The 24741-nt window shown below is 40.5% G+C and carries 21 protein-coding genes; 16 read left to right on the forward strand and 5 right to left on the reverse strand.

From position 1 onward, the window contains the following. The first annotated feature begins 7 nt into the window (after positions 1-7). From IQ244_RS10895 to IQ244_RS10925, 7 genes are all read left to right on the forward strand, one after another. Positions 8-742, forward strand: coding sequence for a Crp/Fnr family transcriptional regulator (locus tag IQ244_RS10895; RefSeq protein WP_193893468.1), 735 nt, complete (start codon positions 8-10; stop codon positions 740-742). A 339-nt stretch (positions 743-1081) separates the two neighbouring features. Continuing rightward, positions 1082-1366, forward strand: a complete 285-nt coding sequence (locus IQ244_RS10900; RefSeq protein WP_015111786.1) for an HU family DNA-binding protein — start codon at positions 1082-1084, stop codon at positions 1364-1366. Between the two features lie 26 nt (positions 1367-1392). Continuing rightward, positions 1393-2490 carry a threonine-phosphate decarboxylase CobD gene (cobD, locus tag IQ244_RS10905; RefSeq protein ID WP_193893470.1) on the forward strand — a complete coding sequence of 366 codons (1098 nt, stop codon included), beginning with the start codon at positions 1393-1395 and terminating at the stop codon, positions 2488-2490. An 84-nt stretch (positions 2491-2574) separates the two neighbouring features. Next, positions 2575-4068 (forward strand): dihydrolipoyl dehydrogenase family protein, encoded by a 1494-nt coding sequence (locus IQ244_RS10910; protein WP_193893472.1) that lies wholly within the window; start codon positions 2575-2577, stop codon positions 4066-4068. A gap of 502 nt (positions 4069-4570) precedes the next feature. Then, complete coding sequence (locus IQ244_RS10915) at positions 4571-6868, forward strand: CHAT domain-containing protein (RefSeq protein WP_193893474.1); 2298 nt, start codon at positions 4571-4573, stop codon at positions 6866-6868. A gap of 47 nt (positions 6869-6915) precedes the next feature. Further along, entirely contained in the window at positions 6916-7218 is a 303-nt protein-coding gene (locus IQ244_RS10920; protein ID WP_193893476.1) for a hypothetical protein, read from the forward strand. A 139-nt stretch (positions 7219-7357) separates the two neighbouring features. Next, the gene (locus tag IQ244_RS10925) at positions 7358-8284 is read left to right on the forward strand and encodes a trypsin-like serine peptidase (protein WP_193893478.1); all 927 of its coding nucleotides are present in this window, start codon (positions 7358-7360) and stop codon (positions 8282-8284) included. A 273-nt stretch (positions 8285-8557) separates the two neighbouring features. On the opposite strand, the gene IQ244_RS33215 is transcribed toward IQ244_RS10925, so the two are convergent. The 3 genes from IQ244_RS33215 to IQ244_RS32435 all read right to left on the reverse strand — a co-directional run bounded on the left by IQ244_RS33215 (position 8558) and on the right by IQ244_RS32435 (position 14095). Beyond that, positions 8558-10246, reverse strand: coding sequence for a B12-binding domain-containing radical SAM protein (locus IQ244_RS33215; RefSeq protein ID WP_193893480.1), 1689 nt, complete (start codon positions 10244-10246; stop codon positions 8558-8560). Positions 10247-10469: 223 nt separating this feature from the next. Continuing rightward, the gene (locus IQ244_RS32430) at positions 10470-12659 is read right to left on the reverse strand and encodes a WD40 repeat domain-containing protein (RefSeq protein ID WP_228058853.1); all 2190 of its coding nucleotides are present in this window, start codon (positions 12657-12659) and stop codon (positions 10470-10472) included. Continuing rightward, positions 12656-14095, reverse strand: a complete 1440-nt coding sequence (locus IQ244_RS32435; RefSeq protein WP_228058854.1) for an NB-ARC domain-containing protein — start codon at positions 14093-14095, stop codon at positions 12656-12658. The genes IQ244_RS32430 and IQ244_RS32435 overlap by 4 nt, the downstream gene beginning before the upstream one ends. A gap of 440 nt (positions 14096-14535) precedes the next feature. Between IQ244_RS32435 and IQ244_RS10940 the strand changes: the two genes are divergently transcribed. The 3 genes from IQ244_RS10940 (at position 14536) to IQ244_RS10950 (ending at position 15701) form a co-directional block, all read left to right on the forward strand. After that, entirely contained in the window at positions 14536-14937 is a 402-nt protein-coding gene (locus IQ244_RS10940; RefSeq protein WP_193893481.1) for a hypothetical protein, read from the forward strand. Between the two features lie 188 nt (positions 14938-15125). Continuing rightward, positions 15126-15431 (forward strand): hypothetical protein, encoded by a 306-nt coding sequence (locus tag IQ244_RS10945; protein ID WP_193893483.1) that lies wholly within the window; start codon positions 15126-15128, stop codon positions 15429-15431. Positions 15432-15515: 84 nt separating this feature from the next. Next, complete coding sequence (locus tag IQ244_RS10950) at positions 15516-15701, forward strand: hypothetical protein (RefSeq protein ID WP_193893485.1); 186 nt, start codon at positions 15516-15518, stop codon at positions 15699-15701. 89 nt (positions 15702-15790) lie between these two features. Here IQ244_RS10950 and chlP read toward each other — a convergent pair whose 3' ends face one another. Next, positions 15791-17011: a geranylgeranyl reductase gene (gene chlP / locus IQ244_RS10955; protein WP_322746050.1), complete on the reverse strand. Its 1221-nt coding sequence runs from the start codon at positions 17009-17011 to the stop codon at positions 15791-15793. A 285-nt stretch (positions 17012-17296) separates the two neighbouring features. Here chlP and yidD point away from each other — a divergent pair, with 285 nt between their 5' ends. From yidD to hetI, 6 genes are all read left to right on the forward strand, one after another. Continuing rightward, complete coding sequence (gene yidD, locus IQ244_RS10960) at positions 17297-17818, forward strand: membrane protein insertion efficiency factor YidD (protein WP_193893489.1); 522 nt, start codon at positions 17297-17299, stop codon at positions 17816-17818. A 182-nt stretch (positions 17819-18000) separates the two neighbouring features. After that, positions 18001-19017, forward strand: a complete 1017-nt coding sequence (locus IQ244_RS10965; RefSeq protein ID WP_193893491.1) for a sulfate/molybdate ABC transporter ATP-binding protein — start codon at positions 18001-18003, stop codon at positions 19015-19017. A gap of 928 nt (positions 19018-19945) precedes the next feature. Continuing rightward, on the forward strand, positions 19946-20653 hold the full coding sequence (locus IQ244_RS10970; RefSeq protein ID WP_193893492.1) for a hypothetical protein: 708 nt from the start codon (positions 19946-19948) through the stop codon (positions 20651-20653). A 56-nt stretch (positions 20654-20709) separates the two neighbouring features. Further along, a complete protein-coding gene (locus tag IQ244_RS10975; RefSeq protein ID WP_193893493.1) occupies positions 20710-21894 on the forward strand; it encodes a hypothetical protein in 1185 nt (394 codons plus the stop codon). Between the two features lie 207 nt (positions 21895-22101). Next, a complete protein-coding gene (locus IQ244_RS10980; protein ID WP_193893494.1) occupies positions 22102-22494 on the forward strand; it encodes a carboxymuconolactone decarboxylase family protein in 393 nt (130 codons plus the stop codon). 22 nt (positions 22495-22516) lie between these two features. Continuing rightward, positions 22517-23242 carry a 4'-phosphopantetheinyl transferase HetI gene (hetI, locus tag IQ244_RS10985; protein WP_193893643.1) on the forward strand — a complete coding sequence of 242 codons (726 nt, stop codon included), beginning with the start codon at positions 22517-22519 and terminating at the stop codon, positions 23240-23242. A gap of 45 nt (positions 23243-23287) precedes the next feature. On the opposite strand, the gene IQ244_RS10990 is transcribed toward hetI, so the two are convergent. Then, positions 23288-24091, reverse strand: coding sequence for an SDR family NAD(P)-dependent oxidoreductase (locus tag IQ244_RS10990; protein WP_193893495.1), 804 nt, complete (start codon positions 24089-24091; stop codon positions 23288-23290). Positions 24092-24741 lie beyond the last annotated feature (650 nt).

The raw sequence follows: 24741 nt of genomic DNA on the forward strand, positions 1-24741 counted from the left end.
TATTTTTATGCAGGCATCAACTGCCCAACTAGCGCAAGTTAAAGTCTTTGGTGATTTGGCAACAGCAGATCAAGCTTGTTTGCAGCCTCACACTCATGTACAACACTACACCAAAGGCGAAATTATTTTTCATGAAGGCGATCGCTTGCCAGCCAAATTATATGCTGTGATTGCTGGACTGATTCAAGCTACTAAAATCGCCACTACCGGCAAAGAAACAATTCTTCGCACTTTAGCAATTGGAGAAATCTTTGCTGCACCCGCTTTATTGGGTGACGGGATTTCTCCAGCCACAGTGACGGCTGTATCTGATTGTGAAATTCTCACTGTCGAGCGAGATGCTTTATTGACAGTTATTCAGCAGCATCCCGAAATTGCCTTAAAGATGTTAACAATTTTTAACAATCGAATACAGGAATTACATGAAACAGTCCACGGATTAGTTTCGGAAAGAGCAATTGTACGTTTGGTCAGGTTAATTCAATACTTTGCTGCGACATCAGGAACCGTATTAACTCCCCAAGGAGCCGTATTAAACGTTAAGTTATCTTACTATCACATGGCACGGAGTATCGGAATTACTTATGAAGAATGTGTACGGCTGATAAAACGGCTGAAATTAGTCATTGCCTACAGCCGAGGCGGCAAGCTTACCATCCTTAATGGGGAGAAATTAGAAGCGATCGCCTCTGGCAGAATATTACCTAGAGAAATTGCCCAATCAAACAGCAAAGAGACATAAATCTCGATTTTTCTCTTGTCCAATAATTTAATTGTTTCCCTCATCACAAGGGTTTTTACTAAGTATTTCTTCCTACTTTAGGGGTGGTTTTGAGTGCAACACACCCCCAAAAAACACAAAAAATCCTGAAATCCATATAAATTAACGGTTTCATATATCCACTTCAGGCTCCTACACCTTAGAATGATTCATTGAAAAGTCGAGTCTATGGGATGTGTAGCCGTTTTGAGTAAAAATACTCCCTAAGCACGACTTTTGTAGTTCTGCAAACAGAGATTTTAGTAAAGATGCTACATGGTGCATCTAGAACAAATCTCAAGTAAATCTCAAGGAGTTGATATGAACAAAGGCGAATTGGTTGATGCAGTAGCAGAAAAGGCTAGTGTTACTAAAAAACAAGCAGATGCTGTCTTAACCGCTGCTTTGGAAACAATTATTGAAGCGGTTTCCTCTGGCGATAAGGTAACACTGGTGGGTTTTGGTTCCTTTGAATCACGGGAACGTAAAGCCCGTGAAGGTCGTAACCCCAAAACCAATGAGAAAATGGAGATTCCTGCAACTAAAGTGCCTGCTTTCTCTGCTGGTAAACTGTTTAGAGAAAGAGTTGCACCCCCAAAATCTTAGGTTTAGTTCACGGAATTTCTATTTTGATGCAGCAACCAGCACACGGGGGAAATTTAGCCTGGGCAGCAGCACTGGCTGGCTGTCCCCGTGATGCTATTCTTGATTTTTCTGCAAGCATCAGTCCTCTAGGGCCACCGGATAGTGCGATCGCGGCGATTAAATCTCAAATTAGTAGTCTGAGGCACTATCCAGAACCAGAATATAGTGAACTGAGACTAGCTCTCAGTCACTTCCATCAATTACCGCCAGAGTGGATTTTGCCGGGTAACGGTTCAGCAGAATTATTAACTTTGGTAGGTAGGGAATTAGCCGCATTACCGGCAACAATTTTGATGACTCCAGCCTTTGGTGATTACTACCGCACTCTCACGGCATACAACGCTAAAGTTCTGGAGTTACCTATTGATTTGAGTCATTTGTCAACAAACAATGACGCGAGTTTGAGTGTTGGCAGGCAGCGCTTAGAATTTCGCGGACAAAGAACAAATGACAAAGGACTGTTGTTAAACAATCCCCACAACCCTACAGGAAAACTATTTTCACGGCAGGAGATTTTACCACTGTTAAAAGAGTTTGCCTTGGTAGTGGTGGATGAAGCGTTTATGGATTTTCTGCCACCGGAAGCCGAACAAAGCTTAATTCCATTAGTGCAGGAATATGAAAATTTAGTCGTGTTGCGATCGCTGACAAAATTTTACAGTCTGCCGGGACTGAGATTGGGATATGCGATCGCCAATCCCGATCGCTTATCACGGTGGCAATTGTGGCGTGATCCTTGGCCTGTGAATAATCTCGCTGCGGCCGCCGCCATTGCTGTCATTAGCGATCGCAATTTTCAACAGCAAACTTGGCAATGGCTACCACCAACCCGAAACCAACTGTTTCAAGGTTTAGCAGCCATTCCGGGATTAAAACCTCACACCAGTGCTGCGAACTTTTTACTAGTGGCATCACAACAATCAAGTTCGCAGTTACAGCAACAATTACTCCAACACCATCAAATTTTAATTCGAGATTGCCTGAGCTTTAAAGAATTAGGCGATCGCTTTTTTCGCGTAGCTGTGCGTTCTGTGTCTGACAACCAACGCTTATTAACAGCGTTGCAAGCATTACTGAATAATTAGTAATTCCTCACCTGCCCATTGTAGAGACGAAATGATTAGCGTCTCTACAATTAACTAATAATAAATGACCATTGACTATAACTAATGACCATTGATTATGATGTTGTAATTATTGGCGGCAGTCTTGCTGGACGCTATGCTGCTTTAGCTGCAACTAAATGGCACGCCAAAGTTGCCTTAGTTGAACCACAAATAAATTATGGATTTATTTATCACCACACCCTCAGCGAGATTGCCAACCGTTTACAGTCTCTCAATGATGCAGATGGCTTTGGCATTCGTACCAACCATGCTGACATCGCCGAAAAATGCCACATATCTATCGCCTGGCAAGAGGCGATGTTATATGCCAACGGCGTTGCTGCCAATATTCAAGAACTAAATTCGCCAGCAACACTAGCCGCCCTAGGAGTTGATGTGATTTTCGGCCGGGGTGAATTTCAGCCTACCCCACATTTGGCATTTGCCATTTATGACAATGACGAAAAATCAGCGCACTCCCCAAATCATCAAGTCTTCCGCTTATTACGTGGACGCACCTATTTACTAGCCAGTGGTTCCCGTCCCGCAATTCCCAATATTGAAGGTTTACAAGCTACGGGTTACATTACCCTAGCCAATATTTGGCAGTCTCTGAAAAAACCCACACTACCCCAGAATTGGGTGATTATTGGCGGTGTTCCTCAAAGTCTGGAAATAGCCCAAACTTTAGTTCGTTTGGGTTGCACTGTCACCCTAGTAATTAAACATTCTCAGATTCTACCGAATATTGACCCAGAAATTGCTCAACTACTCCAGGCACAATTAGAAGTTGATGGTGTACAAATTCTTACCCAAACTGCCGTTACTCAAGTCAAACAAATTGATGATAAAAAATGGCTACAAGCCGGAGATAAAGCAATTGAAACTGATGAAATTTTAGTAGCAACAGGACAACAACCTAATTTTGCATCTTTAAATTTAGCCGCAGCAGGAGTGAAATGGTATCAGCATCGCTTGGTAGTTAATGATAAATTGCAAACTACTAACAAACGTATTTATGCTTGCGGTGATGTGATTGGTGGTTATGACTTGACTAACATTGCTAATTATGAAGCGAGAATTGCTCTAAATAATGCTTTATTTTTCCCTAGATTAGAAGTTAATTATCAACATATACCTTGGGGAATATTTACTAACCCGATGTTGGCGCAAGTCGGTTTGACCGAGACGCAAACAAAACGAAAGTTTCGTGATGATGAATTTTTAGTTTTACGACAGTATTTTAAATCTTTAACAGCAGCACAAATTAACAGCGACACCACAGGTATTTGTAAATTAATTGTGTTACGTAATGGCAAAATTTTAGGTGCAACTATCTTAGGTCAAAGTGCAGGAGAATTAATAAATTTAATTGCATTAGCCATCAACCAAAAAATTAAAATCAAAGATTTAGCTAACTTAGCGCCCATCTACCCCAATTTTTCCGAAATTATTACCCAAACTGCCCAAGAATATCAGCAAAGATTAAATAATCATCCAGACGTACAAGATAGATTAGAAGGCTTCTTTCATTTCCGCCGCAACTGGAATTTGTGAATTATACTCACCTACACCCTATAACCTGTCACCTCTCACCTGTAACCTACTTATACAAAAACAAGCGTTACAAAAAATGTAACAGCTACAGCAATAACTCAGCAAATGAGTAAGATAACAAAAGATTTTCCGCAATATTGCTGATGACAAATCACAAATTGTCATTAGCAGATGTCATGGCTGTTAGCTAGTACTGATATGGTCAAGCTAAAGCATTGCAATAGGAACTTACGCAGTGAGACGAAAAAATTTTGATGCGTAAGTCCTCGTATGAAACCCTATCCCGCCTTGAACTAAAGTTCCAGGCTAATAGCCAAAGTCCACTCAAGTGGACTGAAATTAACATCTGGTTGAGTCCTCTTCAGAGGACTTGCGCTATGAGACTCGGAATTGATTCCGAGGCGGGATAGATGCACTCAACCTAGATTTGTATGTACACCATAGTCTCAAAGATGTCGGGTTTTGTTCTTCAAGCAAACCTACATCCAATATACAAAAAACTATGAAAAATCCTTTTCCCCACTATCTTTTTTTACCTTTATTGCTGAGTTCGCTGCTGTTGTCAGATACAGTCAGCGCCACATCAAAAACTCAAACGTTGCAGATAGCACAACAACCAACCCAACCAGACGCAACCCGCACCGCAGCAAAACAAGCATTTAATGAAGGATTAGAGTTATACCAGCAAGGCACAGCCAAAAGCCTACAACAAGCACTTGAAAAATTTCAAATTGCCTTACCCCTTTGGCAGAAATTAGGGGATAAATCTTATGAAGCTGTAACTCTAGTGGGAATTGGTCGAGTCTACTCAGATTTAGGAGAAAAGCAGCAAGCACTGTCATTTTATAACCAAGCTCTGCCCCTAATACGTGCAGTGGGCGATCGCGCGGGGGAAGCCACTACTCTCAATAACATTGCTTACATAGAACGAGGCAAAGGCAATTTGCAAACTGCGCTTACCCAAATTGCAGCAGCAGTCAAAATTGTTGAAGAACTACGCACCAAAATAGACAGCAAAGAATTGCGTACTTCTTATTTCGCCACAGTACAAGGCTATTACCAGTTTTACACCGACCTACTAATGCAGTTGCACAAAAAAGAACCAAGCAAAGGTTACGCCGTCCAAGCACTGCACATCAGCGAACGTTCCCGCGCTAGAGGTTTAGTTGAACTGCTAACCGAAGCCAATATTGATATCCGCAAAAATATTACCCCGGAATTAGCAGCCGAGGAAAAACGTCTACAACTGCTACGAGAAGCCAAAGAAAAACAACTATCACAATTTGCCAGTCAACCCCAACCAGCAGCAGAACTCATTGCCGCCACTAAAAAAGAAATCGAAGACATCCTCAAACAACAGCAAGAACTCATAAACAAAATTCGGGCGACTAACCCAGAATATGCCGACTTGATATATCCCCAACCCCTCACCTTGCCACAAATTCAGCAACAACTCGACAAAGACACACTCTTATTGCAATACTCCATCGGTGAAGAACGCAGTTATCTGTGGGCTGTCACACCCAATTCTCTCAACAGCTACGAACTACCAGGGCGCGACAAAATTGCCCAAGCCGTCAAGAACTATAAAGAACCCCTATTATTTTGTCAAAACCGCGACTGTCAAAGCCTCTCTTCTAAGCAAGAAGCTAAATTCTTCCAAGCAGCAACCCAACTCAGTCAAATTATCCTCACACCTGTGGCTGATAAATTAGCTGATAAACGCTTAGTTATTGTTGCCGATGGCGCATTACAAGATATTCCCTTCGCCGCGTTAGTGGAACCCACATCAATATCTGCCAAGCAGAAAGAAAACTCTAACTTTTCACGGAATCAAAAAAACCCCTCTCCAAACCTCTCCCCTGCAAGGAGAGAGGCTTTAACAATTCCCCCTTCCCTACGAGGGAAGGGGGCTAGGGGGTTAGGTACAATGATTGCTTCCTCAGTTGAGTTGAAAATTCAAAAAGATTACCAACCCCTCATCCTCAAACATGAAATTGTCAATTTGCCCTCGATGACGGCTATTGCTACCCATAGACAAAAACTGCGTCAACGCCAACCCACACCCAAAACCCTCGCTATTCTGGCTAACCCCGTCTTCAAACCCAATGATACAAGGGTGACAGGCAAACCAGAAGGAATTGTACCAGACACAGACATACGCGGTCAATTAGAACAGTCTGCCTTAAAACGAGCAGCACGAAGTCTCAACCGCAGCGAGTGGGATGCGCTTCCTGGTACGCAGAAAGAAGCTGAGGAAATTTTGCCGCTAGTACCACCTGCAAGCCGCTTGTCTGCTTTTAATTTTGATGCTAACTACGACTGGGTAACGAATAAACAACTGGCACAATATCGCTACGTTCATTTTGCCACTCATGGCTTTGCTGACCCCACCAATCCAGAGTTATCAGGAATTGTGCTGTCTTTAGTTAACAAGCAAGGTCAATCTATTCCTGGTTATTTGCGCCTGAGTGATATTTTTAACCTGAATTTACCTGCTCAATTGGTGGTATTAAGTGCCTGTGAAACTGGACTGGGTAAAGATGTCCAAGGTGAAGGGTTGGTAGGGTTGACAAGGGGTTTAATGTATGCAGGTTCCGCCAGTGTAGCCTTGTCGTTGTGGCAAGTCAGTGATGAGGCGACACCAGAGCTAATGAAGGAGTTTTATCAACAAATGTTGCAAGGGAAAAAGTCACCGAATGCCGCTTTACGTGCGGCGCAAATAGCTATGTTGCAAAATCCCGATTGGCGTTATCCGTACTATTGGGGAGCTTTTACAGTTCAGGGTGAGTGGCGATGAGGAGGGTTGAAGGAGGCAGGAGTGGAAAGGCAGGAGGCAGAAGGCCGATGGGCTACCGTATACACACAAGTCAAAAATTTTCGTGTTCAACCACATCCCGCCTAGAACTAAAGTTCCAGGCTCATAGCCAAAGTCCACCCTTTGTGGACTGGAATATATTTCTCGTTGAGTCATCTTTAGATGACTTGCGCTATGAGACTCGGAATTCATTCCGAGGCGAGACAGATGCACTCAACGAACATTTCATTTATTTGTGTGTACACCGTAGGGTCGATGGGAGGGATATTCAAACCCGCCTCTCATCGTTTGCGGAGCTTTCCCCCAGGGTAGTCCGCGTAGGTGGTCACTGAACTTGTCGAAGGGTCGAAGTGCGGACTTCGTTTATATAGCCGCAAATTCCACTCGTCGGGGCTGGGTGCAAGTTGTGAATTTAATCAGATTCTCATTGAGAAATGGTATTAGTGTTCATAAATAAAGGAGTTTGATGTCATGAATAACAAATCTATTTTCTTTATTTCTAGTGTTATTAGTGTGATGACTTTGGGTGTTTGGGTTTCTGTAGAAGCACAGGTGCAAAAACAACCGGAAACAACAGCAGCCCCAACTTTGAAGAAAGCGGGTCAATTAGAATTACAGAATAGCGGCAAACCATTCAAGCCAGAAAAACTTGAGGAATCAAATAAACCTATTAAGAAAGGAACAAGGGGAACCATAGGTCGTGACGATCGCCTACCCATGTTAAGTAATAATTATCCTTGGTCTACTGTTGGTCGCATTGTTGGCGAATCAAACGCGCAAACTTACACTTGTACAGGGACTTTGATTGATGAGGATATTGTTTTAACTAATGCTCACTGTGTAGTTGACCCAAAAACTGGTCAGGTTGCCAGCCGAATTGCATTTCTCCCAAATGTCGTGGATGGTCAATATAAAGATAGAGCTTACGCTGTGCAGTATCTAGCAGGTACTCACTTTCAAGATAAAAATTCTAACGCTAATGATTGGGCTGTTGTAAAAATTGATCGACCACTGGGGCGAAAATATGGTTATCTAGGTTGGAAGTCTCTGCCTTCTACTACTTTAATTCGTAATGAGAAAAGATTCTTTTTTGTTGGGTATTCTGGTGATTATCCCCAAACAGAAACAGAAAAGTTTTGGGGTTTAACAGCAGGACAGGGATGGACGGCGGGTTTCCAAGCTGGTTGCAGCATTGTTGATGAGCAGTCAAATATCTTATTGCATGATTGCGATACGGCGGGCGGCTCATCTGGTGGCCCGATTATTGCCTCTATTGACGGTGAGCCTTATATTGTGGCTTTAAATAATGCGGAAATCGTCGATAGAAGGAGTGGGAAAGGTTTAATTAATTTAGCTGTCAATATCTCCTTTTTAGATAGTTTATTTGGGAAGAAATAAGAGGCTAGTATAACAAGGCAAAAGTAAAAAGTAAAAAGTAAAAAGAAGGAATAGTGATGTTTATTTACGCCAATCTGTACTAGTTAGAAATAAATTCTTAGCGTGTGTTAAGCGTAAGCCGTAACGCACTGAGAAATATGGTGCGTTACGGCTAATTAATTCACTTTCTTAAGTTCTTAAATCCTTGTATAGCCGTAACACACCCTACGTATCTATTGAGCATTGAGCGTTCGCGTAGCGTCTCCCTTGGGGAGAAGTCGAAATGCTCAAAAATTAAATATTGGCAAAGTCTTCTAGAGGTGCGATCGCATATTTTCCTTGTGCATCTTGAGTGACTAAACCTAATGCGATTAAATCTCGATCAATAAATAATTTTGTCGCTTTACCACCAGCATCAATCTTGGCATTAATTAACTGCATAGCGTAGGAGATGGTATCGTAAACCCTTTGAGGATTCACCGCCGTTGTAATTGGTTGATATCTACTCACCGATTCACACAGTCGGTAAACACCATTTTCTTGAAATTGGGGATAGCCATAATAATTGACGGCTCGTGGTAAGAAATACCCAGCAGTAATTGGCTGTTTTCCTGATGGACGCACACAGGTATAGCTGCAATCACCAACTGTATCAGCTGCCATACTCCCAGGCATAAATCGCAGAATATTGAAATTTAAAAAATCTGGGTTGCACTTTTCAATTCCAAAGCGAATTGCTTGGATATCATCAACAAAAGTTGTTGGTTCATAACCGATAATTTCTGTTTTTTCAGCATTGAGTTTAGCTTTTGATAACCCTAAAATCAAAAAGTAACTACTAGGTAATCCAGCTTGATTCATATCTTGAAAAACTCTGGCAATTTTAGCTGGATAATCAAATGCTTGTTTAATTTGACTGGCAACAGAGCCGTTAAATTTATGGTTAGCTAATGACACCTCTGGTAAAGTATGCTCCACTCCAAAAAACATATATACACAGTTATGCTTTACTAAATACTGCATCTGTTCATAATTAATTTTATCGATGCGGGTATTGGAACCCCAAACAAATCCTTCTTCTGTGAGAATTTCAGCTTCTCGTTTAGCAGCTTGCTCATGAACTGTAAACGTATCAACATCTAAATAAACTGCTTCATAACCACGCTGCTTTAATTGCTGTAATTGTCTACGCAAAGATGTTTCACTTAACCTAATAACACTATTACTTTCACTACTTTTATTACAGAAACCACATCCCCAAGGACAGCCTCGTTGAGTAAATATTTGGGCTGTTTTTAATTGTCTTCCATCTGAAGATTTAAAAATATCCATATCATGTACTTGCGGTACATGAATTAAGCCAAAGTTTTGATCAATATCATCAAAGTTATTAACTCTTGGGGCAATAGAACGATGAAAAGTAGTATTTTTACTATCATGGTTAGTAACACGATGAAATTTACCATCATGAGTTGTGAAACATAACCCCGGTAAATGTTGCATTTCCTCATAGAAAGTTCCTCTAGCAACTGCATGAGCAATTTCTATAATTGATTCTTCACCATCCCCATCACAAAAGGCTGTAATCCAAGGTGTAATTTTGGCAATATCTACAACGCTTTTAGTTGCATAACCACCAACTAAAATTGGGACATTTTCTCTACCATATTTCTGAAGTTCGGCAAAAATTTTGCTACTATGATCGTCAATTTCTGTCCATTGAGTTGTGAGACAACCAGCAAAGATAATTAAATCAGCATTGATAATTTCATTTAAAACATCATGAATAGTCAAATCCAGACGTTCTAAATCTAGTTGTACAACTTGACTAAATCCGGCATTAACTAAACTAGAAGCTAAAACTGGCAAAGCTTTGTTTGCGCCATTAAAGCTTCTATGTTTGAGAAACTCTCCAATTAATACAATTTTGATTGAATTAATTTGAGTGGATATTTGTGTACTTTGAGTTTGAGATAATAACACAACGATTACACACCTAAGATTAATATTTTTTGATGGTGTGATGCCCTGGTAGTTGATTGGTATTCTTGGGAAAACATATCAAAAACACCAATCATCTCAATAAATGAACAGGAAAACAGAATGATGTACTTGCATTCATATCTCTTCAGAATGATTTAAGATGCAAATTTTCATCATTAATGTATTAATTTTTGAGCAGCTTACTGCTGGAAAGCTGAGAACTTTAATCAACAGCACCCAACATTTTTAAAGAGGCTCTTTCCGCATCTGTTAAGCCTGTGGTGTTGCTAATATCCATACGTTCATAAAGGCGATCGGGTTTGAGCGATCGCACTCTACTACAAGTCTGCACATTCCATAGTTGAATCTTTTCGTCTTCGCCGCCACTCGCCAATAATTTACCATCGGGAGTAAAAGCTAAAGAACGAATTGCTGCTGTATGTCCTAATTTCAGGGTTTCGAGAAACTCACCTGTACTAACTTGCCATAGCATGACATTCATATCAGCACCAGCACTAGCTACAATCTGCCCATTGGGACTAAATGCCACTGAGTAGACTTGTTGCTTATGCCCTGTTAAGGTTTGCATACATTCGCCTGTGCGAAGATTCCATAGTTTCACGGTTTGGTCTTCGCTACCACTAGCTAAAAGTTTTCCATCTGGACTGAAGGCGACTGACCAAATCATGTCTTGATGGTCTGTAAATGTTTGGAGACATTCTCCTGTAGCCACATCCCATAGTTTAATTTGGCTATCAGCACTACCACTTGCCAGAATATCGCCATCAGGATGAAAGGCTACTGTCCATACCCAATGACTATGTTCTTTGATTTTTCTCACACATTCACCGCTAGAGATGTCCCAGATGCGAATGCTACAGTCTTCACTACTACTGACTAGGGTTTGCCCATCTGGACTAAAAGCTACTGTCCATACCCAGTTACCGTGTCCAGTTAGAGTTTGAATACACTTGCTATGGCGAATGTCTGTGATATCCCAGATTTTAATCGTATTATCAGCACTACCACTGGCAAGTATTGGTTGATGAGGATGAAAGGCGACAGAACGAATCCGCCCTTGATGTTCTCGGAGAATGTGACATTCTGATGTTTGTAAGTTCCACAGGCTAATATTGTGGTCATCCCTTCCACTCGCCAGAATTTGACTATTGGGACTAAAGGCTACGGAATAGACATCACGAGTATAGCCTTGCAATGTATTCAGGCAATTACCTGTATTTACATCCCACAGTCTGGCTGTTTGGTCGTCACTACAACTGATTAGGGTGCGACCATCAGGACTAAAAGCGATCGCCCACACCTGACTATAATGACCCTGTAGTGTTTTTAAACACTCACCCTGCTCGATATCCCAGAGTTTAATTGTTCTATCTTCACTACCACTGGCGAGGGTTTGCCCATCGGGACTAAAACGCACAGAATAAAGCGTTTTACTATGTCCCTCCCAGGTTTGCCGACATTTACCTGTATTCACATCCCACAGTTTTAGGGTGCGGTCTGCACTACCACTGGCGAGGGTGCGCCCATCAGGACTAAATGCGACTGAGTGAACCTCATGGCTATGACCACTTAAGGTTTTCAAGCATCTACCTGTGTTGATATTCCACAGCTTAATTTTGCTGTCGGCACTAGCACTGGCAAGTAAACAGGTATTGTTATTGCTGGGAGATGGTTGGAAGGTGACAGACCACACCCAATCATCATGACCAAAAAGTGTGTGCTGACAAATCCCTGTAGGAATATGCCAAATTTTAATAGTTTGGTCTTCGCCAGCACTGGCTAATAAAGAACCATCTGGACTAAAACCTACGGAATAAACTTTATTGGTATGTTCTTTGAATGTTTGCAGACATTCACCTGTGTTCACATCCCAGAGTTTAACTGTGTAGTCAGCACTCCCACTGGCTAGGATTTTACTGTCTGGGCTAAAGGCAAAAGCCCAAACCCAAGCCGTATGACCTTTGTAAATGCGAATTTGTTTAGTGTCAGCAGTCCGCCATAATCTAATTTCTCCATTGATTAAACCTGTGGCAAAAAATTTGCCATCAGGACTAAATCTCACAGAAACAATACTAGACATCGTTTCTGTGAATACAGAACCTTTTAAATCAGCATTAGCAAAGCTGGTGTCTTGTAAGTGAGCATCTTTGAGATAAGCTTGCCAGATACTCAAGCCAGAAAAATCACGCCCACCCAAATCAATATGTGAATCTGGCTGGGATTTATCTATCTGGAGTTGTCGCAGTAGATTGATGATATTACCAGCTGCATAACCTGGAGTTACGGGCGACTCCTGCTGTAAAGTCATCAGCATTCGTCGTAAATAAGCTTCTAGTTCTGTTTTTGTACCAAAAGCTTTGATGAGCTTTTGCTTAACTGGTTCTAGAATCAATCGTTCTTGTGTTTGCCGGATATGATCAAGCGATCGCCCTTGTAATAAAGGATGGGCATGAATAAACTCCGGTTTTTTTTTTCGCTAAATTCATGAGTTACCTTTTCGAGGTAAATTTCCGTCACATATTCCATGACTACAGATTGCTGCCGAAATCTGCTGGTATTTGCTTCTTTTTCAATGAGCGATCGCCTTAACAATGACTCGATAACTTCCAGAATTTTTGACTCTACTTCTGTAGTTCTTAAATCATTTTTTAGTTGTGCCAGAGAAATATATTCCCGATGAATCGCCAGCCGATACATCACTTGTTTTTCTAGGTCTGATAAGCGATTAAATTGTGTATCTAGAAGTGACCGAATATCACCGTAAACAGCATTTTCTTCCTGAATTTCCCTTAAAAATTCTGTAATGTTATTGCTAAATAAGTCATAAACTGTCGTTCCGACTATTTTTAAAGCTAACGGATTACCAGAATATCTCTTGAGCAGTTCTTCTAACTGTTCATCAGTACATTTACATCCTTTATCCAAAAGAATTTCCCTAGCTTCATCTAAATGTAGACTAGATAATTGTAAAACTTTCACTGGCAGATTTTTACCCTCTAGCGCAGCTACTTCTTTGGGTTTTTCTCGACTCGTGATTAATAAACAACTATCATGAGATGCTTCTGCCACTTTTTTAAAAAAGTAGCCATAGTTTTCATAACCTGGTTCATATTCGCCAGCCCATTCTTGAGTTTTACCTTCACCACTGCGTAGCACTGACTCGATATTATCTAGAATGATTAAGCATCTATGTTTGCGTAAAATATCAATCAGTAAAAGTATTTTGTTATTTTCACTAACTGTTAAATAATCTTCAGCGTCATTCGGTAAAAAGCGCAAAAGTTGGTTGAGAATTTCTGCTAGTGGTGGTGCGTTGCGGAGCGATCGCCAAATTAGATAATCAAACTGTGACTGGATTTCTTTGGCAACTTTGGCGGCGATTACAGTTTTACCAATTCCACCCATACCCAAAACTGCGACTAACCGACAACGCAAGGACTCATTTTCATTCCCAACTATCCATTCCTCTAAATCTTGAATGTCTTGGCCTCGACCTCGAAAACCATCTACATCAACTGCTTCACCCCAGTCTTCTTTTGGCGAAGTCAAGTTTTCCTGAATCCCTTGGTACTGAGCAAATAATTTCTGCTTCAAGTTATAAATTTTTTTATTCCCGCTACCTTCTATACCTAATTTGCGGTAACTTTCTCCTAATCTCTTTCTCACCGCTGGTTGAGAAATAGCAAGTTTTTCGGCAATTTCTGCACCGGAACAATCTTTTAATGCTAATAGTAATGCCTCTAGCTCAGTTTTCGTTACATTATGTTTATTTGCAACTCCTGTAATGAAATCATCGGGAAGCAGAGGCATATCTGCTGTGCTGTTCATCTCATCTAAGCTCCACACAATATATTTGACTTATCAGTATGTGAGAATATTTTCTTATAGCACAACTGTCAAGTCTAAAAAAGAATCTGTCATTACAGAAATTCTGTAACCAGACAATTGTATTACTAGTTGGTAACGATGCTATTTCAGTTTCTTTGAGTGTAGACTATATTTTTATTTTTTAGAATAAAATATAGGCTACTTTTTCTCAAGATTTTTTGTATAAAAACCTACTTTTAGTATAGCTTTCTATATCTATGTGAGATATTTGTAAGTAAAAATATATATTAAATTCACATAACCAGACATTTTTTAAAGAAATATTCCTTTGAAGCGCTTGCTTTTTTAATTGAGATGTGGTTATCTTATACACAGAGAGGTATATGTGAGATATACAGATAAGTCTCGACTCCACAGCTAATATCAGGGGGGCAACTAAAATGACCAGCTTCTCAGGAATGCCAGACTTTATTAGAGGCTCTAACTCCATTAAAACTATCTTGAAAGTAGGAGAACAATCCCCAGAAACCTTACCAATATTGAAACCGCAGGAAAGAGGCAGTCCAGAAATTTTAGCCAGACCCAAACAGTTATATGCAGTTGAGTTACCACTCGTATTTTCTCATATGGCTATTCTCTTGATTGAAACTTTGTCGGCAACTCAACACGGCCAGTTAGTTATCTCCAGCAGAAAAGGGAAATACGAAGCGATTGTGGAACTAAGTGGTCATATTAGCCATCAACACAAGTTGAGTCAACAAGAACTACAAGAAATCCAAAAATTACACGAACACATTCTTGAAACCTGGATAGCTTGTAGGCAGTCTCACAACCGCAAATAATCAACTCCATTACCATAGCTATGACAAGTTCAAGAAGACTGGCAGCTTGGTGAGGTAATCAGAAAAACTCAATATCAATCATTTGAGACTTTGGCTTTTGATAAATGAGAAGTTTACAAGCCGGGCGACGTAACCAAAATTACGTGTCCGGCTTTTTGCTTAGGTTTTTCTATTGAGGAGGAAATTCTATGAGCAATCACAAACAGGATGAAAGGTCTCTTGTTCAACTCCCATCTGAAGACAGGAAGGAAACTATGAAAACTCATCACGAAGACAATCAAAATCCCCTTTTAATGTTGACCGCCAGAGGATTGAAGTTTTTTGGGTGGACTTTGGTTGGTTTTGCGATCGCTTTTGTGATATTTCACATTTTTGGGGCATTTTCTCTGGCGCAAAGCCTGCTATCTGTGGATGTTTGGGTCTGGTTTGCACGGGTTGCAGCCTCATTGTTCTGTTTATTTGCGATCGCTATGATTTTCGAGTCCTGGCGTTAATTTCAATTTACGGTGCTGTTTTACATATTGCCTTTGGCTGAGAAATAAGCCAAAGGCTTCACTTTACCGGAGGTCATACATATTATGTCAGATAACAACAACGGCATCACAGGAGAAACACTCTCACCAATTTTGGTCATCTTAGTTGCAGGCTCGATATCTTTAGCAATTGTCAACAAAGATAATCATTCTGCTTATTTCGATCTCGTAAAAATAGCAATGGTCTATAGTTTTGGCTCTCACACATCCAAGAATAAACCAAAAGAGTGAACAAAATTAACAGAGGAGACGGGGAGCAAATCAATGATAAAATGTTCGCGTCCCATCTCCTCTGCTGTATTGATGAATGATTGCTGCTTTTAAGGAGCGAGGGCGTTACCGCGAATTAGACTACCAATGGTTTTGGCAGTAATTTTCAGTTGGGTAATGGGGTTAGCGGGGACAACAGTTTTGTACAGATAGCTATCGAATGTTAGCTTTTGTACATCCATGTCACCACACATTTCCACAAATGCTTCACGGGTAGCATCGGAACGATAGAACACACTTTGTAAAATGTCTAATACTTTGTAGGTGAGTCCGTATTTCTTATCCCAACGCTTGATGTATACTTTGAGGTCGTCTTCTGTGGGAATGCGGCTACCGCCGTTGGAGGTTTCCACAATCGCTTCCGCACACATCCGCCCAGATTTGGCTGCAAAGTATATGCCTTCACCAGAAGATTTGGTAACGTAGCCAGCAGCATCTCCGACTAGGGCGATGCGACCAACGACGCGACGGGGACGGGGATGTTCAGGAATTGGGTGGGCTTCGACTTTGATAATTTTACCGCCTGCGAGTTTCTTGGCAGCACGGGCGCGAATCCCAGCTTGCAACTGTTTGATACTGGCTTTATTAACGTGCATTGTGCCAGTACCAACGGCTACGTGGTCATATTTAGGGAATACCCAAGCATAGAAGTCGGTGGAAACGTCATCGCCGACATACATTTCGGCTAGGTCGTTGTAGTACACCATTTTGTCTTCGGGTAAGCGAATACGCTCTTGGAAAGCGATCGCATAATTATAATCCCCAGCATCCATTTCTTTGGCAATGCGGGAATTTGCCCCATCCGCCCCAATAATTAAATCTACTTTCAATGTTTTACCAATTCCTTGAACGCTACCATCGGAATGGTCAACGTAATGGATGGTATAAGGGTCGGTATTGTTTGTGGGTATATCGACTTTATGAACGGTTGCGTTAATTAAATTTGCACCTAACTTTGCCGCCCGATTCCGCAAAAAGCCATCTAAAACTTCGCGGCGGCACATTCCTATATATTCTTCTTGATTTACCAGATTAATATCCACCTCACGATTGGAAGGCGAAATCATTTTCATCTTCCGCACCCGGCGATCAATAATCTCTGGTGGTAGGTCAAATTCACCCACCATACATAAGGGGATAGCTCCCCCACAGGGCTTGGCATTGTCTAGCTTCCGCTCAAACAAGTAGGTTTCAATCCCAGATGCAGCCAGTGTTTCGGCGGCAGATGAACCAGCGGGGCCTGACCCCACAACAGCAACCCGTAGTGTCAAAGGTCTACTCCCAATCTTGACATTTACCGAAAGCATCGTACCACGGTCTTTTGGGTGATTTCGCGCTCCCCCTCCTGGTTTTGACAGAAATGCAATATTCCTTAATATTCCGATACAAAAGGAAGTGTGAAGTATGAAATTGGGAATACTCACTTCAATAAGTACTTACACAGAATTAATTACACACATTCTCTTGCTGTTCCCTGTTCCCTTTTCTATACCCACACGAATGAATTTAATTTTGTGCAACTACCTATCTTATTCCTAGCCTCAAGTCCCTAAATCATGCAGATTTCTTTACTAGACTCTCTCACCAGACAATTTAGCGTTACCGCCATTACCGGCTATCAAAAGCATATTTCCCCCCATAAAGGCTTTGCTTGCGCCCATAGAATTTTATATAGAGGCGAATCCTGTTCCCAATACATTAAGCGTGTGGTTGCTCAAGAAGGTTTAAGGATAGCGTTAGTCAAGTCACGCGCCAGATTTCAAGCTTGCAAACAAGCTAACTTAATTTTGCGCTCGCAATCCGATAATTCTGAACCCATAGAATCAGAAGATGAAGCAAATATACAGCCACAAAAACAAGAAAATAACAGCAAGAATTGGCAATTTGCCAATAAAAGTTGTCGCAGCGGTGATGGAACTTATTGTGTAGATTGTGCAGATTTAAGTTGTGATTGTGCCGATATTGCCAATATCTTACCGGATTGTGATTTCTCCCATTGTCACGCCATAGATTGCAGTGTTTTAGATTGTAGTGGTGCTGATTGTAGCTTTCTTGATTGCGGTAGTTGTGGTAGCTAATAATTCAAATATTTTGGCTTTCAATCAAACTCAAAGTATTTATCTAAAACATTGATTAAATTCCATCATTGAGGTAGAAATTTAGCTCAAAAGTATTTGAGTAAAAAATTTGAATATGCTATAAATATAACACGGTAAACCTAGCAATATGCCGTAGTTTTCATAGCAGAGGTATAGCGGCGGTGGGTATAGTAGTTGAGAGTGTATCTAAAAACTTCGGAAGTTTCAAAGCAGTTGATCAGGTTGATTTAACAGTTAAGAGTGGTTCACTAGTAGCGTTACTAGGGCCATCAGGATCTGGTAAATCTACTTTACTCAGGCTAATTGCTGGGTTAGAAATGCCAGATAGTGGACGAATCTTCCTCACAGGAAAAGATTCTACTTATCAAAGTGTGCAAGAGCGAAATATTGGGTTTGTATTTCAACACTATGCTTTGTTTAAGCACATGACTGTGCGGCAGAACATTGCTTTTGGGTTAGAAATTCGCAAAGCACCAGATAAGAAAGTTAAAGGCCGGGTAGAACAGTTACTAGAGTTAGTCCAATTAACGGGATTAGGCGATCGCTATCCTTCACAATTGTCAGGTGGTCAACGGCAACGGGTAGCATTAGCTAGAGCTTTGGCAGTAGAACCAGAAGTATTATTATTAGATGAACCTTTTGGCGCATTAGATGCTAAAGTCCGTAAAGATTTGCGGGCATGGTTACGCCGCCTCCATGATGAAGTTCATGTTACCACTGTTTTTGTCACCCACGACCAAGAAGAAGCAATGGAAGTTTCGGATGAAGTCGTAGTGATGAACAAAGGACGAGTTGAACAAGTAGGCACACCCGCAGATATTTACGACAATCCCGCCTCAGCATTTGTCATGAGTTTTATCGGCCCGGTGAATGTTTTGCCTAGCTCTTCGAGAATTTTCCAAAGCGCTGGATTTGAAGCACCACACCCCGAAGTATTTTTACGTCCCCAAGATGTGATTATTGAAAAACAAGCCAACGGTGCAAGTGCATCTGCAAAAGTCAGCCGCTTGATCCATCTAGGTTGGGAAATCCAGGTAGAATTAACTTTAGATGATGGACAAGTGGTGACAGCCCATCTCACCCGCGATCGCTTCAATGAGTTAGAGTTAGAACCACAACAACGGGTTTACGTCAAACCCAAAGATGCAAAGTCTTTTCCGGTATACTACTCAATCTAGAGTTAAAAATTAGGTCATCAGCAAGGCTAGATAGGATTAAGTACCTTACTCCCTATCTAGCCTTGCGCTTCTAGCAAGCTTTACTTCAAAGAATTTTCCGTACTCCACCCCATTTCAGCCTCAAAACGAGGTAGCAAGCCTATTCTACTGTAAGCTATTCTTTATACTTGGATAAGTATATACTTATTTTTCTTAAAACTTACTTAACAATTGGCAGCAACAAGTCTCTAAACTTTAAGTTACAGTGTTCAATTTTTGAAAGTTATCTACAATTAGGCATAAATGCCCTCTACCCAATGGTAGAATTTTTGATCAAAATAAGAGGGCATCAATTTTGACTACTTAAATGAAAATATGACTAAAAAATTACTTCATAGTAAAATCTCTCAAACAGCGAAAATTCAGGTTGAATGGAGAAAACTGGCATATTAGCTTGATGTTACACACTTGTAAGCTTGTTACTTTTATAACAACAGCTTAGTAATACAAAAAGTAAGTTGTAACTATTAAAACTTTTTGTTGACTAAAATCACATAGATCAGTAATATCAATAGCTCTTTCCCCAATTACAAACAGCCAAAGAAAATAAAACCTCAAAGGCGATTCCGCAGATACCAACTTCTTTTTTATGTAAGTCCTAGGTTTTAATATTTGCTATCAAGCAGAGAATATTGAAAGTAAGTTGCCAGTAGGTATAATGTATACATTTTTTAATTATTAGTTAAGTTCTGCAAATACAGAGCGGAGAAAAACTGTTACCCTGATACAGCTTCATGAAATCTTATCAATTGCTACAAGCAAACCCCGTAAAAACCGAAAAAACTTCAAATAAAGAAAACTGACTTTCGCTCTATGATTTAAGATCTCAACCTCTATCTATTAAAAATCCCTATTATTTACACCCCAAGCAAAGATAAAAGGTAAAAAGATGAAGATAATTCCAAGTTTATCTAGGTCATTTGCGCTGCAATTATTAGCATTTGCTGCCATATCTGGTGCGACAACTTATAAACATAATTTGCTACCCGCCTATGCACAAGAGACTCCTACTGCTGCCGAACCTCCAACACAGCGGATTTGCTCATTAGATCCTGTTGAAGATTTATTACCACCACCACAAGCCAAAACGAGTAACTCCCTATTTTCATACCTTGCCCAAGAAGGGTTTACCCAGAGCAAAGATGGTTCCTGGGTGTGTTATGTCAACGACCCAAAAAAAGAAGGACGTTACTACACCTTGTTTAAAGTTCAAGCGCAAAATGGCAAGCTAATTGGTAGTTCTTTTTTAGACGGTGGTACCTTGATTGAAGGTCAAGACAACCGCACTCTAGACTTTTTCATGAAGCTTATAGAGCATCATCTAGACGGCGATCAAGAAAATCGCCAAAGTATACGTAGATATTTAGAATCCTTTATATCTCTAGTCAAAGAAGGAAAAATCAAAGCTACTCGTCGTGGTTTTCTCTTTGACCAACCCAACCGTGCTTTAGTTTTATACCATACCCTCAGTACAGGAGATCTCAAAGGCACTGCAATTACCCTCAATATTCAAATACCTGATAAAGTCAATTCCGACACCACTAAGAATGTGATGCCAACTTCTTTAGGAGAAAATGTCAAACCTAACCACAAATGATGTTGATGATGAATTACGTGTGAGTGGTGTTTCGTTTATTGACCAGGAGATGTATCTTGTTGAAATTAACTGTCAAAAGCATAGGAATTTCGTTAACGTCTTTGGCAGTCGTAGTATCTGTTTGCCATTCTGCTAACGCACAGTTAAACGTCGGACAGCGCAAAGTACAACGAGGGCTGGAGCGAGAGTATCTCCAGTATCAGCTAGAACAGCGCAATCTGAGTGATGCGCTCGTTATTCCCGGATGTATCGTGGGTAGTGGTACTGGCTGTAATAAAACTGGAACAGTCCTCCAACAATTATTAGCAGTGAATGGCGGCCCCAGCTACTACGATTTAGTAATTCGAGCCGCAGGGGGACAGCAAAACTACCAGAATTTCGCTGCTTTTTACGGCAGCAATGACAGATTGCCAGAAATTCCTTTTGCCTCATTTTGGAAAAAGCAATCTCCATCAATTGTGGATGGTTATCAATATGTTTTGGGTCAGTCTGTAGGTAGCCGCCCGGTGGCTGGTTTGGGAGCAGTAACTAAAAACTTTGCTTGGTCGCCAATATCCAGAGGCGATAACTCTCTCAGTCCTCGACAAGGATTATTGGATTTTAAATATTCTTTCGGACGCGAACTCTTAGTTGAGGTATCTAAAATCCCGAATGTAGAACAGCAAATCCGTGGTTTAGATCTGCCGCCTGACATGACGCAGTTTTATTTAAATAACCTCTCGCGTGGGTTAAATGCGTTGAAGGAGGGAAATGATCAGGAACTACAAGAGAGTATTTTAAGAATAGTTTCCTTTCCTTACTCAGCGGCATCTACAACAAATGGTGACTATGGACGCGTACCCCTTGGTACACCAAAAGAGTTAGATAATCTTGAAGGTATACCAATAGCAGGCGAACAACTGAGTCCAGATGTCGCTTTAATAGATGGAGAGTCATTCCTCCTAGACCCAGCTACTGACATTGCTTTAGATGTTGGTACCGTAGCGGGAAGTGCTTTTAACCCTTTATATCTAACTCCCTTGCTTTTCTTGCTATTTCTTATAGGTGGAGATGATGGTAGTTCCTCTTCCACAGTGGCAATTCCTGTTACTGCTCCACCAGTTACAGTTACTCCAACTCCAACCCCAACCATAACCCCAACCACACCTCCAGTGAGAGTGGATGAACCATCTACTCTTACTGCCATATTATTACTGACACCTTTACTGTACATACTCAGTTATAAAAAGCGCTTAGTTTAGGTCAGCAGTTACATAGTTGTTTGTAGAGCCTTTGATAAAATCGCTGCCTTTTTCACAAAAATCCCTCGGTAGCGTGCCGAGGGATGATTTAATTAGTACTTTTCACCTAAAAATATCCCACTTCCATAGGATACATAATCGTTTTAATATAAGTGTGCCAAAATGCCAAATTAGCACAAGGCAAGAACTAAAAATAGTCAAATTATTATGACCAAGCTAATTGAATACGCAGAAGCAAGCGCTGAAGTCCGAGCAGTCTATGATGATATTCGTGCAACGCGCCAAACAGACTACATCAATAACTTTTGGAAAGCTTTAGCTAATCATCCGCCTACTCTGCAACGCACTTGGCAAACAATCAAGGAAGTGATGACTAGTCCTGGTGAACTTGATCCGCTGGTACGGGAGTTGATTTATATTGCTGTGAGCGTGACGAATAATTGTGATTATTGTATATCTTCCCACACCGCCGCTGCTCGTGGAAAGGGGATGAATGATGCTATGTTCGGGGAAGTAATGGCAATTATTGGTACGGCAAATATGACTAATCGCTTGGCTAATGGTTATAAAATTCCGGTAGATGAACAATTCAAGTCATAACTTTGTCGGTGGTATAGCTCAAATGACTAGTTTGAATCATTTATGGCTACCTGCACCAAAAGATTTAACTTTATTACCGAATGACGTTCATGTCTGGCGAATTGACCTGGATATAGCAGACTCACAGCTAGAAAATCTAGCCGTAACTTTATCTAGTGATGAACTAGTTCGTGCTAGTAGATTCCATTTTTCGGAACATCGTCAACGTTTTATAGCAGGTCGCGGTAGCCTGAGAAGTATATTGAGCCGTTACTTGGGTATTGAACCGCAACAAGTTCGATTTGATTATGAACCTCGTGGTAAACCGCTGTTGGCAGATACTTTAGCCGACAGTGGTTTATTGTTTAACTTGTCACATTCTCAGGATTTAGCTTTGTTTGCGGTTAATTACAGGCGCAAAATTGGTATTGACTTGGAGTATGTGCGCTCTGTATCTGATTTGGCGGCTCTTGCTCAAAGGTTCTTTTTAGCGCGAGAATATGATTTGGTGCGATCGCTTCCTCCTCATCAACAACAAGAAGTATTTTTCCGCTATTGGACTTGTAAGGAAGCTTATTTAAAAGCCACAGGTGAGGGAATTTCCCAGTTAGAACAAGTCGAAATCTCTCTCACACCGACACAACAGGCTAAGTTACTTACATCTGAAGCCTGGAGTTTGGAAGAGTTTATCCCTGCGGATCATTATCGCGCAGCTGTGGCTGTGGCAGGTTCTGATTTACATCTTCAATGTTGGCAGTATTGTAGTTAACCTATGTATATTTGTTGTCACACTTTGATTAATTCTGAATGCTGATTATTTATCTTCTTGCATACTTCTGACAATTTTTGGTACTAGCGTTCTCGGCACCAATGTGACAATTTTAGCCAGAAATTTATTCATCAAACCAGGAATTACCAAGGTTTTACCTTTCATTAAGGCATCATAACCAATTTGGGCTACGGTTTCGGCATCCATCATCTTCTTGTTCTTCACCAGGTTAGAATCTGCCATCCCAGTTCTTTCATGAAAAGCTGATGCTGTTGTACCTGGACAAAGCACTGTGACAGTGACACCTGTACCTTCTAATTCATTGGCGATCGCTTCTGAAAAAGATAATACATAAGCTTTGGTCGCAAAGTAAACCGCCATTAAAGGCCCTGGTTGAAAAGCCGCAGCCGAAGCTACGTTTAATATTTTGCCTTCACCTTGTTTGATCATATCTTTCAGGAATAATTTAGTTAGATGAGTCAGACATACTAAATTAACCTGGAGCATTTCTAGTTCGGTGTTCAAGTTAGTGTTGTTGAATAATCCATAAGTACCAAAGCCAGCATTATTAACTAGTACATCAACTTGAATATTTGCTTGTTGTAACTCTCGAAAAATTTCATCTGGTGCTGTTGATTCAGCTAAATCTTTGACAATATACTTGACGAGAATAGAAGACTCTTTTTGCAATTTTTCGGAAACTTCTGTAAGTTTAACTGCATTTCTATCCACTAATACCAGATTATAATTATTACGAGCAAAAATACAGGATAATTCGTAACCAATTCCACTCGCAGCCCCAGTAATTAGAGCAGTTTTTTTGCTCTTTGCTTGGTGTTTTGTGTTCATATTAGAAAATTAGTGAATTCAACTTGATTAATTTTTCATGCAATTCCAGAGGTTATCAATTAATTGCAATTCAGCAGGTAGCAGGGTTAAAAGCCGATTGATATATAGCTTTGTTCTGGAAATTTATACCTTATTTACCTACAATCTGTTGTGAATAACCTCGATAAATGAGTATCTAGGTGATGTATAGGGTATGAATTTTTAAGATACTGGGATAATGCTTGAGTAAGAAATTAAAGTAATGCAACTATGTCGATTCATCATTAGGATGTATGTGTCTTCCTAAAGTGCGGCAAAATTAGTAGTACTTAACTTTTATGTTTGATAGATAAGTAAGTAGTTACTCACAGACAATAACTAAAATTTCACGCTTAACAATTACTATCTTATATTCAACTATCTAATTGATATGTCAGAGATGAACCTTACAGGATAATTCAGAAGTCAGAATAGTGAAAATATTGGGAGATAAGTTGAAGGGATAAATATAGTTATGATCCGCTTGTGTGCGTTAAATTTGCACATTCCCATATATTTTTATTGGTTATTTTTACTCATAAAGGAAAAATAACCAATAGCAAAGGACGAACTTTCGCAGTGATTATCTAATTTAGATATATGTTAGCTGATCAAACCTGTAATAAATTCTA

The organism is Nostoc sp. LEGE 06077 (assembly GCF_015207705.1).
In the GTDB taxonomy this organism is placed as follows: domain Bacteria; phylum Cyanobacteriota; class Cyanobacteriia; order Cyanobacteriales; family Nostocaceae; genus Nostoc_B.

Excerpts from the sequence above, each read along its gene's own strand:
- IQ244_RS10895 (WP_193893468.1), top strand. The coding sequence starts at position 8 with ATGCAGGCATCAACTGCCCAACTAGCGCAAGTTAAAGTCTTTGGTGAT.
- IQ244_RS10900 (WP_015111786.1), top strand. The coding sequence starts at position 1,082 with ATGAACAAAGGCGAATTGGTTGATGCAGTAGCAGAAAAGGCTAGTGTT.
- cobD (WP_193893470.1), top strand. The coding sequence starts at position 1,393 with ATGCAGCAACCAGCACACGGGGGAAATTTAGCCTGGGCAGCAGCACTG.
- IQ244_RS10910 (WP_193893472.1), top strand. The coding sequence starts at position 2,575 with ATGACCATTGATTATGATGTTGTAATTATTGGCGGCAGTCTTGCTGGA.
- IQ244_RS10915 (WP_193893474.1), top strand. The coding sequence starts at position 4,571 with ATGAAAAATCCTTTTCCCCACTATCTTTTTTTACCTTTATTGCTGAGT.
- IQ244_RS10920 (WP_193893476.1), top strand. The coding sequence starts at position 6,916 with ATGGGCTACCGTATACACACAAGTCAAAAATTTTCGTGTTCAACCACA.
- IQ244_RS10925 (WP_193893478.1), top strand. The coding sequence starts at position 7,358 with ATGAATAACAAATCTATTTTCTTTATTTCTAGTGTTATTAGTGTGATG.
- IQ244_RS32435 (WP_228058854.1), bottom strand. The coding sequence starts at position 14,095 with ATGAACAGCACAGCAGATATGCCTCTGCTTCCCGATGATTTCATTACA.
- IQ244_RS10940 (WP_193893481.1), top strand. The coding sequence starts at position 14,536 with ATGACCAGCTTCTCAGGAATGCCAGACTTTATTAGAGGCTCTAACTCC.
- IQ244_RS10945 (WP_193893483.1), top strand. The coding sequence starts at position 15,126 with ATGAGCAATCACAAACAGGATGAAAGGTCTCTTGTTCAACTCCCATCT.
- IQ244_RS10950 (WP_193893485.1), top strand. The coding sequence starts at position 15,516 with ATGTCAGATAACAACAACGGCATCACAGGAGAAACACTCTCACCAATT.
- yidD (WP_193893489.1), top strand. The coding sequence starts at position 17,297 with ATGCAGATTTCTTTACTAGACTCTCTCACCAGACAATTTAGCGTTACC.
- IQ244_RS10970 (WP_193893492.1), top strand. The coding sequence starts at position 19,946 with ATGAAGATAATTCCAAGTTTATCTAGGTCATTTGCGCTGCAATTATTA.
- IQ244_RS10980 (WP_193893494.1), top strand. The coding sequence starts at position 22,102 with ATGACCAAGCTAATTGAATACGCAGAAGCAAGCGCTGAAGTCCGAGCA.
- hetI (WP_193893643.1), top strand. The coding sequence starts at position 22,517 with ATGACTAGTTTGAATCATTTATGGCTACCTGCACCAAAAGATTTAACT.
- IQ244_RS10990 (WP_193893495.1), bottom strand. The coding sequence starts at position 24,091 with ATGAACACAAAACACCAAGCAAAGAGCAAAAAAACTGCTCTAATTACT.